This window comes from Halovivax ruber XH-70, assembly GCF_000328525.1.
GTDB lineage: Archaea > Halobacteriota > Halobacteria > Halobacteriales > Natrialbaceae > Halovivax > Halovivax ruber.
This window is the reverse complement of sequence record NC_019964.1, coordinates 1,922,109-1,934,461: the sequence shown is the minus strand read 5'-3', so window position 1 is coordinate 1,934,461 and position 12,353 is coordinate 1,922,109. Positions and strand designations below refer to the sequence as shown.

Here is a 12,353-nt window from a genome sequence, read left to right as displayed (position 1 = left end):
CGACATCATGGAACACGCGAGCACGGTAGACATCGGTAGACGAAAGCGCGAGGCAAACGGCATCAACGAGGACAGCGTGGCGACGACCATCCTCGAGAACCATCATCGGGGAACGAGTCGATCAGTCGGCCTCTTCGTCCTCGGTGACGGCGTGGGCGGCGAAGCGAGCGGCGACGTCGCGTCGTTTCTGACGACGTCGGTCGTCAGGGCGCACCTGACGGAGGCGCTGCTGGGTGACGGAACCGACCGTCCCGAGCAATACGCGATCGACGCCTACGACGAGACGCCGCCGACCGTCTCAGAGACGGACGACGACGGCACGTCACCTCTCTCCGAGTCCCGGATCCGGACGGCGATCCAGGAGGCCATCGACGAGGCGCACGCACACGTCCAGCAGTACGCGCGGGACGTCGGTGCACGGCCGGCGACGACGGTCGTGGCTGCCGTGTACGCCGACGGCCGCCTTCACTACGGCTGGGTCGGCGACAGTCGTCTCTACGTTCTCAACCGGGACCACGAGACGATCGAACAGCTGACGCGGGATCACGCCGTCACGAACGACCTGCTGGAGCGAGGCGAAATCGACCACGACGAGCACGCGCGCGTTCACGAAGATGCGACGGCGATCACGAACGCGGTCGGCGGATCGGGCCACGGCAAGCCAAGCGTCGACGTCGAGTTCGGGTCGGTTCCGGTCTATCGTGACGACGTGATCCTCCTGACGAGCGACGGACTGATCGACGCGTTCCCGGACATCGCGCCACTCCGGGCGGCCTACGAGGCGGCCACCGACACCGAGGCCGTCCGGGCCGACATTCGTGACACGCTCGTCACGGACGACGAGATTCGCGACATCGTCCTCGGTGCCGACGATCTGTCCGACGCGGTCGAGGAACTGATCGACTTCGCGAACGATCGAGGCGGCAAGGACAACCTCTCCATCTCGCTCGCGAGCGATCCCGCCGCCGCCGAGACACCCGATCGACCGCCGGCGCGTGGTATCGGATCCGATTCGCCGGGTCTCGTCGATCAGGAGACGGAGATCGAATCACCAGCCCGATCGGCGTCCGACGAAGGTGGATCCGCCGGTGATGGCGACTCGACAGCGGCCACAATCGCCGAAGCGTCGGCGGACCCCGAGGCGTCGTCCGGCACGCCCGAATCGTCGACGGATACCTCGAGTACGCCTGAATCGTCTGCTCCCTCGACTGCTGACGACGATCCACTCGTTCCCGACGAACACGTCGTGACGCTGTGTGACGGCGAGCCGCCGACGGCCGCGATCGCCGTCGTCGGTGAGGACCGCGTCTTCGAGGTCGGTGACGGCGTGACGATCGGATGCGTGACTGACACGGCGGACGACGGTCCGGACATCGGACTGGACGTCGGACCGGACGGGATCGTCGAACCGGCCCACACGACGATCGGGTACGACGAGGACGCCGACGCGTGGACGGTTCGCGATTCGAGTTCCTCCGGGACGTACGTCGAGGCCGCTCCCGGTGAATGGGTACTGTTGCTCTCCGCAGAGGGTGTCGAACTCCACCGCGAACACGGGTTCGACCCGGGTGCGGCGGCCGAGGAGGCGATCTCGGCGACGACGACGATCGAGGACGGAACGGCGTTTACGCTCCAGGATCCGCGCTCGACCGAGACGGTTACCTTCCAGTTCTTCCGCTCCGTGGCGGACGCCCGTGACAGACGGAATCGACCCGACGAGACGGGTGAATCGGCGTTCGAACAGTTCATCGTCTGAGATGGAGTCGATACCGGTTCGCCAGGGTGAGTCGTGCGAATGAGTTCGGATCCGACAGGGTTGGTCGTCGCCGATCGTTATCGATTGGAGGCTCGCCTCGATTCTGGCGGACTCTCGACCGTCTGGCGAGCGACGGATCTGGATCGAGACCGCCCGGTTGCCCTCAAGCGAGCGGACGACGCTATTCACGACCGCGAGCAGGTCAGGCGTCACTTCGACCGGGAACTCCGGTGGGTTCGTCGGTTCGCCGAGACGCCGATCCCCGGGTCGCTCGTCCGGTTCGTCGACGGATCGACCACCGACGAGGGCGGGTTCGTCGTGACCGAACTGATCGACGGCGGGTCGCTCGCGGATCGACTTCCGGTTGGCTCCCCCGGGACCGACGCGGTTCGATCACTCGCCGCCCCGATCTGTCGAGCGATCGCCTTCTTGCACGAAAACGGCGTGGCGCACCTGGACGTCAAACCGTCTAACGTCCTGCTTCGACCGCAGGGAACGCCCGTGGTGATCGACCTCAACTCCGCCGCCGCCATCGAGGAGGGGACGTCGACGGTGTTTCATCACGATCCGTTCAAGCCGCCGGAACTGTCGCCGACGGACGTTCGCGACGACCCGGCGGGTCCGTGGTCGGACGTCTATGCGCTCGGAGTGCTCATCTGGGCGGTGCTTACCGGTACCACGGCCGCGGACGACACGGTAGCTGATGACCTGGCAGTTAGTGATAACTCGACAGCCGATACCCAGGCAGTTGGTGACGATTCCTCACGGATTGTCGACTGGACGCCGTTCGACCCCTGGGCCCACGGTGCCGACTGTTCGGCCGACCTCGCGACGATCGTCAGAACCGCGACCGAACCCCGGTCGGCGGATCGCTACGACGACGCCATCGAACTGCTCTCGGCGCTCGAACCGATCCTCGGACGCTCCGACCGGCTGGCGACACTAACCGACGAGGACAGCGGGGTGAGCGTTTCCGTCCGTTCGGGCGATGCGATTGGTCGAATCGATTCCGATCGAGCGTCACCGGCGGTCGTCCTTCCCGACGTCGAGCGATATCTCTCACCGACGCACGCGACGATCGAGTGGACGCCAGGTGGCTGGCGATACGTGGACCGAAGTGTGAACGGGACCTACGTGGATATCGACGGCGAGTGGCGGTACGTCTGTGCTGCCGACGGGATCGAGCGCAGACGTGCTGCCGGGGAGTCGGTGCCGGATCGATCGCCGCCCGAGCACGTGTCACTCGAGAACGGAACCAGGATTTCCCCCGTAAGCCCGGAGTACAGTCCCATCCTCACCTTTGGGGCAGATCGTTGAGCGACCGATTTTGGCGACACAACGGCTAAGTGCCCGACTGTGGACAGGCCACGTATGGGTGAGAAAACGTTCACTCTGTTGGAGTTGCACTTCGACGGCGAGTACCAGCTCGGTCCGCAGTCGCTCCCCGGTCTGGGTTCGAGTTCGGACGACTCACGGGCAGATGACGAGACCGCGCTGCAGGCCGAATCCGCGGACGAGGAGTCGGCCGACGACGGCCGCGGCCTGGGTCCGCTGGTCGTGGGGGCGGTCGCCATGATCGCCATCGCGGTCGCCGTTCGTCGATACCGACGTGACGAGTCCGAACCCGACTCGTTCGACGAGCGAGACGTCGTCGTCAACTGACCGCTGGGAGCCGAACCCTTTTGCCCGGTAGCTTCGTATGTCGCGTGTGAATCTGTATCGGAGTGCTCGGGCGGTCGCCGGCGCCTCGGGCGAGCACGCGATCGACTGGACAGCGGCTGCCGAGGCGTCGAAGGCGCTGACGCCACCTGGTTCGCTCGACATAGACGAGGCCGACAGAGCGGGGTACAGGGCGGACGTCAGGGATGCCCGCCGGGAGATCGAGCGAGTCGGCGGCGTCGACGTGACGCTTCCCGACGCGATCGACGTCCACAATCGCCATCACTGGATCGACGCGAACGTCACGACCTTCGAGCGCGTGATGACGCCAATCGAGCACGAACTCGGGTCGTTTCCCGGTATCGCCAGGACGATCAACACGGGAACGATGTCCGTCTTGCTCGGCTATCTCGGTCGGAACGTCCTCGGCCAGTACGACCCGCTGTTGCTCGCTGAGTCTGCCGATCGAACGCACGCGCTGTACTTCGTCCACCCGAACATCGTCCGCGTTGCCGAACAACTCGACCTCGATCGCGATCGATTTCGCCGGTGGATCGCGTTTCACGAGGTCACGCACGCGGCGGAGTTCGCGACGGCACCGTGGCTGTCTGCCCACCTCGAACGCCACGTCGAGACGAGCCTCCGGACGCTCTCGTCGGGGTCCTTCGACGCGAACGCGTTCGAAACGCTGGACGTTGCGATGACTGTCGTCGAGGGCTACGCCGAACTGCTAATGGACCACGCGTTCGATCAGGAGACCGGAGACTTGCGGCGAAAACTCGACGACCGCCGCCAGGGTGGCTCTCCACTCCAGCGTCTGTTTCGGCGCCTCCTCGGTCTCGGACTCAAACGTCGACAGTACGAACGCGGCAAGCGCTTCTTCGAGACGGTAGCCAGGAAGCGCGACCTCGCGTTCGCCGGTCGAGTCTGGAACGGTCCGGAGGCGCTGCCGACCGCAGCGGAACTGGACGCACCGGCGCAGTGGATCGATCGGATGGACGAGACGCGCTGAGGCCGACCGGCGCCCCTTGAGTTGGCGTGTCACGTGTTCTAACGCCGTTCGATCTGTCCAGTCCAGTGGTCGGGACTGTCGTCGAGATCCAGCCCTCGTTCATGGCTGGTCACGTGGTACGCCGTCACATACCTGTCCTAAACGATTAGGCCATACTACTACGTGGTCATGATCTGTAGGGATAGACGGCACCAGTAGTGGGGTGCCTGCCTCTGACACTGGCAGGGTACATTCCCTGCCGTTTTCTACCACCTGTGAGCGTGTGTTATCGATGCCGTTGAAGGACAGCACAGGTATTCGTCGGGAGTCGTTCTGGAATCGCGCTGGGTCTGTGATCGATCGAGCGGCTGGTCGGCGCTGATCGGTCGGTCCCAGTCACATGAATCCGCGATCGACGTCGTCCGCCTCGATGAGCTCGTCAAGTTCGGCGTCGAGGACCGATTCGGCCTCTTCAAACCGGGCTGCGAGTTCGTCGAGTTCCTCGGGCCGATCGAACTGATCGTACTCCATCGGTCCGAAGGCTGGACTCTCGAGTGCGTCCATCACGTCGTCGAAGAAGTCTTTCGGAGTGGTCGGCGCGTCACGGTGGGTCTCGACGACCGTCTGTAGCCGGTTCGTCACCGTCTCGGCGTGATCTTCGTCGTCAGGGGGTTGCTGGAGGGCGAACCGACCGTCTGCGTCGTCGGACGGCAAGAACGAGCCGAGTTCGTCGTCGAGTGATCTGGCGACCTCGGCGCCGTAGCCGCCAACCTCGTAGGGATTCTTGGCGTACGTTTTGAGGAGGTAGACGCCGACCTGTGGGTGTGCGAGGTACAGGTCCTCGCCGACGCCGCTGGCCCGATCGCCGGCGATCGCTCGCCAGTCTGCCGGGGCTGCCGACTCGTCGCTGACGTCTTCGAGCAGGTCGTTCCACTCTCGAATCCGCATACCATCCACTTTCGCCGCTGGGTGGATGAACGTATCGAATCCCGAGAAGCGAAGCCGGTACGGCGCGTCCTCACTCGACCGTCGGCACGGGAACCGATTCGAGGACGCCCTCGATGATGTGGGACTTTTCGACGTCGTTGACGGCGGCGTCGGGGGTCAGGACGAGCCGGTGGGCGAGCACCGGCTGTGCGACGCGCTTGATGTCGTCCGGGGTCACGAAATCGCGGCCCTGGAGGATGGCGTACGCTCGCGAGGCCTCGAAGAGTCGCTGCGTGCCACGCGGGGAGACGCCGACGGCGACGCGGCCGTCGGTTCGTGTCTGGCGAGCGATCGCCGCGATGTACGAGAGCAGGTCGGGATCGGTGTCGACGGTCTCCGGTGCGCGACGGAGGTCGCGAACGTGACTCGGTTCGAACACTTCCTCGACTGACGGGCTCTGTGCGTCCCGGTTCGCTCGCCTCTCTAGCAACTCGATCTCACCGGCTTCGTCGGGATACCCCATCGAGGTCTTGACGAGGAATCGATCGACCTGTGCCTCGGGGAGGGGAAACGTTCCCTCCTGTTCGACCGGGTTTTGCGTGGCGATCACGAAGAACGGTTTCGGGAGTTCGCGAGTCTCCCCGGCGACGGTCACCTGCCCCTCCTCCATGGCCTCCAAGAGCGCCGCCTGTGTCTTCGGTGGCGCGCGATTGATCTCGTCGGCGAGCACGATGTTCGCGAAGATGGGCCCTTCGGTGAATTCGAACGTGGCGTCGTTCTCGTTGTAGATGTGCGTGCCCGTCACGTCGGACGGAAGGAGATCGGGCGTAAACTGCACGCGCGAAAACGAGAGGCCGAGTGCCGTGGCGACGCTCCGGGCTGTCAGCGTCTTTCCTGTCCCGGGAACGTCTTCCAGTAACACGTGCCCCCGACCGACGACTCCGACGAGGATGTCTTCGAAGAAGCGACGCTCGGCGACGATTGCCTCACCGATCGTCTCGAGAACGCGTTCGCACTCGTCGTGCGCCTGGTTGGCGTCCATGTTGGTATCTTAATTCTTTCTCGGATAGTTTTTGCGGTCCCGGAGCAGAATCTCACCTCGTCACGGCCACGCCGGCCCCGAATCGAAACCACTAAAATCACCCACCCGGTAGACGATGACGAGCCGAGATAGCCTAGCCCGGCCAAGGCGGCAGATTCGAAATCTGCTGTCCTCACGGACACGGGAGTTCAAATCTCCCTCTCGGCGTTTTTCACGACGCAACACGGCGAGCGAAGCGAGCCACTGCGTCGTGAAAACGTAGAACGGGGAATTTGAATCAGGGAGGTCGCACGCTCGCGAACGAAGTGAGCGAGAACGTCCGACCGTGGTTCAAATCTCCCCCTCGGCGCTTCTTCGTGAACAACGTGACGAGCACCGCGTAGCGTGTGCTCGTCTCCGTGAGCGGAGAGCGCGAATAGTGAGTTTGAAGGAGACGAGTCGCAGCCCGGGACGCGAGCGGAGCGCGGTTCGATACGGAGTGAGAACCGCGAAAAGGGAACGGCACAGCCGTGAGCCAGCGAGCGACCCGGAACGTCTCGGCGTGGTTCAAATCTCCCCCTCGGCGCTTCTTCGTGAACAACGTGACGAGCGAAGCGAGCCGGCCCGGGACTCGTTGGACCGGCGAGATCCGAACGGACCGAGACCGACGGGACTGTCTGTCACGCCTCGCTCAGTGAGAGCTGGTCGCCAACCGCCACTCCATCGGCGCCACCGGCGGGGAGTTCGACGATCAGATCCGCCTCGGCACGGGCGATGCCACGCCAGGGGTGCAACCGTTCGACGTGAGTGACGACGCCGTCTGCGACCCAGATCACGTCGAGCGGGACGAAGACGAACACCATGTGGATGGTGCGTGTCCGTCGGTCGTCGAACCGGAAGGCGAGGCCGTATTCTGCTGGGAGGGACCGTCGGAACATGAGTCCAAACGCCTTCGCGAGGAACGAGTCCGCCGTTCGGACGGACGAAGCGACGATCGATTGCGAGCCAGTCGGCGGTTCGTGGACGAGCTGCACGCTATCCGGTGGGGATGGCCGAACAATAAGTACTCTGCCCGTTGCGTCCTCGTGTTTCGGTATTACCGGTGTGGGCCGGCATTTGACAACGAACAATCGACCTCCCGAAAGAATGCACGGATCAATCGACCCGCGGAAAACGAAGAATCGAGCGGGTTCTCGAGTGTGGTGGGGGACTACCCGTCCAGGGAGAACGTTTCGTCTTCTTTGTCGCCCCAGGTGGCGTCATCGTCGGTCACGCCAGCCTCGGATTCCGTCGCCTCCGTCTCGTCGTCGCTCGGCTTGTCGGACGTTATCGACGTTGACTCGTCGGCTTCACCGTCGGTCGTGTCCGCCTCGTCGTCCGTCGGTTCGCCGAACGAGAACGACTCGCCAGCGTCCTGGCCGCCATCGGCCCCGTCGTCATCGTCGTCGGATCTATCGTAGTCGAGATCGACGACGGATGCCTCCGAAGGGGCGTCAGTTTCGAAGCGGTCGAGTGCTTCGGAGAGCGCCATCGCCTGCTCGGTCAGGTCGTTCGCGGAGTTCGAGACCTCGGACATCGCCGTGGTCTGCTCTTCGGCCGCGGCGGCGACGCCTTCGGCCTCGGTCGTCGTCTGTTCGGCGATCGATGCGACGTCGTCGATCATCGCGACGACTTCCTCGGTGGAGGCCGCCTGTTCTTCCGTCGCCGCCGAGATCTCCTGCACGCCGTCGTTGGTCTCCTGGGCGTACTCGGCGATCTCCTCGAGTGCGTCGACGGTTTCGGTCACCAGTTCGCCGACACGCTCGATCTCGTCGCTGGTTCGTTCGACTTCGTCGGCGGAGCGTTCGGTCTGGGTCTGGATGCCTTCGAGTTGGTTGTCGATCTCTTCGGTGGCCTCCTTGACGTCCTGGGAGAGTTCCTTGACTTCCGCTGCGACGGCCGCGAAGCCGCCGTCGTCGTCGCCGCCCGCGGAGCGGGAGGCTTCGATGTTCGCGTTCAGCGCGAGCATATTGGTCTGCTCTGCGATCTCGCCGACTCGTTCGACGAGGTGGTCGATCTCGGCGACGTCGTCGCGCAATTGCGCGAACTCGTCGACGACCGATTCGCGTTCGTCTTCGAGCGTCTCGACCGCATCGATCGCCTCTCGTGCAGCCTCTCTCCCGTCGCGTCCCGTCCGGGCGGTCCGTTCGGCGACGTCTGCGACCTCGTTCGAGGAGGCGGCAATCTCCTCGGTCGTCGTCGAGAGGTTGCTCATCTCGTTGTCGACCGATCGGAGCGACTCGTATTGCTGGTTCGCGCCGTCGGAGATCTCCTGGACGGATTCGCTGACCTGTTCGCTGGCCGAACGGACTTCCTCGCTCGAGGCCGTCACCTGTTCGCTGGCCGTCGCGACCTCGGTCGCGAACTGGTTCAGGCTCTCGACGGTCGCCTCGATCTCGGTCAGCATGTCGTTGAAGTCCTCGCCGATCTCCTGCATGGTCTCGTTGTCCGTCGCGGACGGATCCATGCGGACGGTAAGATCGCCGTCGGCGGCTTCCTCCATCACGTCGCAGTAGGAATCGGCCGCGGTCTGGAGCTCGTCGTTGAGCTGCTGGACGCGCTCGCGTTCCTGTTCGGCGTCGGCCCTGGCGTTTTCGGCCTCCGTAATCTGTGTCTTGAGCTCGTCACGCATCTCCGCGAACCCGTCGTACAGGCGGCCGATGTTGTCGATTCGCTTGGTTTCGAACTCGACGTCCAAATTCCCGTCCTCCATCTCGGCGACCTTTCCAGTCAGTTTGTCGATCGACGTCGCCGTATTGCGGCCGATTATGGCGCCGATGAGCCCGATGAGGACGACACCGGCTATCGTTGCGTAGATCCCCCACTGGTTTACCGTCGCAACGAAACCGTAGGCGTCTTCGGTGGAAGTGTGGGTCAGCACAGTCCAGCCCATGTCGGTCCCGTGGTAGGCGCCGACGTAGCCATCCGCCTCGAAATTGTACGGCCCGTCCTGAATCGCTTGACTCCCGGAGCCATCGTAAACAGCCGCACCTGAGCGGTCTGCAACTGAAGATTCCGTCGCTACCGAGAGGAATCCATCGGGGTCGTCGTAACTCCTGAGGAAGGACGGATACTCGCCGCTCTCGCTCGTTGCCTCGTCCTGGAAACTTGGATAGCGACCGTCGGTGGCGATCCGGTTCTCGTTGTCGAGGACGGTGATGATGGTGTTGTCGCTGGTGTCGCTTCCGTAATCAGCCAAATTCATCGTCACGATCAACGCGTGATCCGAGACGGGTACTTTGGTGTAGTACGCGACGACGGGTTGGTCGGACCCCGAGCCATAGTTGACGTTGGTGTACGGTTCGGTTCGGAGTACGTCGTTTTGCGTGACGTCGGTCAAGGCCTCACCATCGGGAAAATTCACGTCTTCGATGGTATCTGGGCCGGAAGCGGTGGATGCATCGATTTCACCGGTTTCGACGTTCACGTAGTGGGCTTCCTCGAACGCGAACGACAGTTCCTGAAGATAACTTTCGATTTCCCCGTCGTCACCCCACTGGAGTGCAGACGACCTCGCGACGTCGTTTGCGACCTGGGTGTTTTCTGCGTCCCATTCGTTGAGTTTCGCTGCTTCCTGTGCAGCGATATCCTCCTGGGTTTCTAGCGTCCGGTCTTCGACGCTATCGGTGATCATCGTCGTTCCGAGGAATCCTATCAATCCGACGGACAACCCGAGGATGAGTAGGGCGATTCCGAATTTATAAACGTAACTTTCTCGTATAACGTTAGGCACTAAATTTCGTATTGTTGGGCTCATTTCGTCCCCCCGTATGTTTGATACGGAGGAAGTTCCGGTAGGAAAGTGTTGTGGCCAACTGATTGGTTCTCAACCCTTCACTTCCAGTCCACACGATGGGCTGTTGTGTTGTCGGTGGGCCGTTGGACTGCTCCGCTGATTTCCCCTCTGTGTCCGTATCGAGCGAGATACTCTTTAGGTCGCGTCCCGAACACTGATTAAATGGCGAAGACGCCAAATGGAACCGATGTCGGCGTCGCGGATCCGTACGACCACGTCGACCGTTGTGATCATCTCACCGACGACGGTCGGTGTCGCTACGCGATCGAACACGCAGCTCGCGATCCGTCGTTCGCTCGCGAACGCCGGGCCGAGGAGTATCGGTGTCTCGCCGTCCCGCCGTCTGAATCTGACGCGAACTCGGACGCGATCGAGTGGCGTTCCTGTCCGCACTTTCGGTGTCGGAACCGCGATCGCGAGTGCAGTCGATGTGGTCTCGAGGAACGACGGGAGGCACACGCCGATTCGCGGCCGTTGCTCGAAGAACACCACCTCTCCTACGCGTCAGAGTCGGCTCACCCTGCGTCGAAGGCTGACCCGACAGCGGATCAGCTCTCTCACGAGATTACGATCTATCTCTGCCGGTGGTGTCACGCGAAAATTCACAATTCGTGGGCCCGGGTGGCCGACGACGTCAATCCTGATCCTGAGGCACTCGCAGCGCGAGAGGAGCGCCGAAGCCGCGAACAGGCGGAACTCGCGTTCGAATCGGCGGCGGACCGGTACGATATCGAGTGACCGATTCGCGACGGGGGTACGGCCGTCGCGATCGACGGGGTTCAGCCGACGATATCCCCGATACGTCTCGGTTCCCCGGTGAGTTCTGGGTGCTCGGCGACGATCTGTAATACTTCGTGGTCGGTCACGTCGTAGTATCGTTTGTCCGTAGCCTCCTCGATGAGTACCTTTTCGAGTCGGAACTCCGTCCCTTCGTAAACGACGTCGACGCCGTCCTCGTCGAACGCGAGTGAAGTCATCAGTGGCGCTACGCACGGTCGGCACAAAAACGAGTCGACTGGGTCCCAGTTCTCGTCTGCCGCCCGTCTGACGGCCGTTTATTAGGGTTCGGCACGCGGGTTTCGGTTGTGCCGGGACACGGAGCGCCACTCGACGAACTCGTCGTTCCAGATGGAACCGAAGCCCAGGAACGCGACCTGGTCACCGACGGGGACGTCCTCCTCGGGACGCGGTCGTCGGTCGAGTTCGGCGTCCGTGGCCGAAACGTCGTCGCGAGCGAGGGAGTCAGATTCGGTGGCGCCATCGAAGCGGACGGCGATTGCCGCCTGGACATGTGGAGCGACGTCGCCGAGAGCGTGCTCGTCGGCGGGGACGCCTACCTCGGTGAGCGCGTCCACATCGGCGGCGAACTCATGGTCGCGGGGGACTTAGACATCGGCGATGACGTCGACATCGAGGAGGGATTCGAAGCCAACGGCTGGATCGTCATCCGGAACCCGATGCCGACGATCGTGTTCCTGTTCGTCTACCTCAAACACCTGCTCGTGGTCGGTGACGAGGACGCCGCCCAGCGATTGATCGACGAACTGATCGACGAGGACGCTGCGGACGACCCGGAGGCGGAACCGCTCGTCGTCCCGGCGAACGGGACCGTCAGCGACGACGCCTGGCGGGTTTCGACGCCTGCACGGATCGGCGACGACTGTCGCTTACACGGCAACATTCGAGCCGAATCGATCGACGTCGGCAGCGAGACGGAACTCTACGGGAGTCTTCGTGCCAGGGGTGACATCCAAATCGACCGGAACACGATCGTCCACGGTGACGTGACGACTCGAGACGGCTCGATCACACTCGACGAGGGAGTGAGAGTCCTCGGTGACATCTCCTGTGGCGAACTCGAACTCGGGAGTGACACCGTCGTCGACGGCGTCATGCGCGCGGCGGGCCAGATCACGATGCAGAACGATCCGCGTCCCGAAGCGGATTGAATGCACGCGTCGCAGCCTCCGAGACGGCGGTCTTCTCTGCAGTCGAGCGGTTACCGAGTGGTGACGAGGCCATCGATAGCGGCGGCTCCGAGTCCTGTTCCACAATTCGTGGCTGAATCGGGTCTGGTTGCTGGCTTTTCTGGTCACGTTTTCGCACGTGCCGCTCGAGAGAACGGTTGCAACCCGCTCCGAAAATAGCCAAGGAACTGGTACGT

Annotated in this window: 11 protein-coding genes and 1 tRNA gene; 7 read left to right on the top strand and 5 right to left on the bottom strand. The window is 63.2% G+C overall.

Annotated elements, in window-relative coordinates; all coding sequences use genetic code 11:
• Nucleotides 1-7: 7 nt before the first annotated feature.
• Genes HALRU_RS09170 through HALRU_RS09155 form a run of 4 tightly spaced genes read left to right on the top strand, consistent with a single transcriptional unit; the run spans nt 8 to nt 4,427 of the window.
• Nucleotides 8-1,756, top strand: a complete 1,749-nt coding sequence (locus HALRU_RS09170) for a PP2C family protein-serine/threonine phosphatase (protein WP_015301114.1) — start codon at nt 8-10, stop codon at nt 1,754-1,756.
• Between the two features lie 39 nt (nt 1,757-1,795).
• Complete coding sequence (locus HALRU_RS09165) at nt 1,796-3,073, top strand: serine/threonine-protein kinase (RefSeq protein WP_015301113.1); 1,278 nt, start codon at nt 1,796-1,798, stop codon at nt 3,071-3,073.
• A gap of 54 nt (nt 3,074-3,127) precedes the next feature.
• Nucleotides 3,128-3,418: a hypothetical protein gene (locus HALRU_RS09160; RefSeq protein WP_015301112.1), complete on the top strand. Its 291-nt coding sequence runs from the start codon at nt 3,128-3,130 to the stop codon at nt 3,416-3,418.
• A 46-nt stretch (nt 3,419-3,464) separates the two neighbouring features.
• Entirely contained in the window at nt 3,465-4,427 is a 963-nt protein-coding gene (locus HALRU_RS09155; protein WP_148680487.1) for a zinc-dependent metalloprotease, read from the top strand.
• 375 nt (nt 4,428-4,802) lie between these two features.
• On the opposite strand, the gene HALRU_RS09150 is transcribed toward HALRU_RS09155, so the two are convergent.
• The gene (locus tag HALRU_RS09150) at nt 4,803-5,354 is read right to left on the bottom strand and encodes a hypothetical protein (protein ID WP_015301110.1); all 552 of its coding nucleotides are present in this window, start codon (nt 5,352-5,354) and stop codon (nt 4,803-4,805) included.
• A 70-nt stretch (nt 5,355-5,424) separates the two neighbouring features.
• Entirely contained in the window at nt 5,425-6,375 is a 951-nt protein-coding gene (locus tag HALRU_RS09145) for an AAA family ATPase (protein WP_015301109.1), read from the bottom strand.
• A 122-nt stretch (nt 6,376-6,497) separates the two neighbouring features.
• On the opposite strand from HALRU_RS09145, the gene HALRU_RS09140 reads away from it, so the two are divergent.
• Nucleotides 6,498-6,582: transfer RNA gene (locus HALRU_RS09140), tRNA-Ser, on the top strand.
• 452 nt (nt 6,583-7,034) lie between these two features.
• Here HALRU_RS09140 and HALRU_RS09135 read toward each other — a convergent pair.
• Complete coding sequence (locus tag HALRU_RS09135; protein ID WP_015301108.1) at nt 7,035-7,388, bottom strand: DUF192 domain-containing protein; 354 nt, start codon at nt 7,386-7,388, stop codon at nt 7,035-7,037.
• A 176-nt stretch (nt 7,389-7,564) separates the two neighbouring features.
• Nucleotides 7,565-10,150 carry a methyl-accepting chemotaxis protein gene (locus HALRU_RS09130; protein WP_015301107.1) on the bottom strand — a complete coding sequence of 862 codons (2,586 nt, stop codon included), beginning with the start codon at nt 10,148-10,150 and terminating at the stop codon, nt 7,565-7,567.
• Nucleotides 10,151-10,351: 201 nt separating this feature from the next.
• Here HALRU_RS09130 and HALRU_RS09125 point away from each other — a divergent pair, with 201 nt between their 5' ends.
• Nucleotides 10,352-10,927, top strand: coding sequence for a DUF7097 family protein (locus tag HALRU_RS09125; protein WP_015301106.1), 576 nt, complete (start codon nt 10,352-10,354; stop codon nt 10,925-10,927).
• Between the two features lie 41 nt (nt 10,928-10,968).
• On the opposite strand, the gene HALRU_RS09120 is transcribed toward HALRU_RS09125, so the two are convergent.
• On the bottom strand, nt 10,969-11,166 hold the full coding sequence (locus HALRU_RS09120; protein ID WP_015301105.1) for a DUF5800 family protein: 198 nt from the start codon (nt 11,164-11,166) through the stop codon (nt 10,969-10,971).
• 108 nt (nt 11,167-11,274) lie between these two features.
• Here HALRU_RS09120 and HALRU_RS09115 point away from each other — a divergent pair, with 108 nt between their 5' ends.
• Nucleotides 11,275-12,138: an acyltransferase gene (locus tag HALRU_RS09115; protein WP_015301104.1), complete on the top strand. Its 864-nt coding sequence runs from the start codon at nt 11,275-11,277 to the stop codon at nt 12,136-12,138.
• Nucleotides 12,139-12,353: the final 215 nt, after the last annotated feature.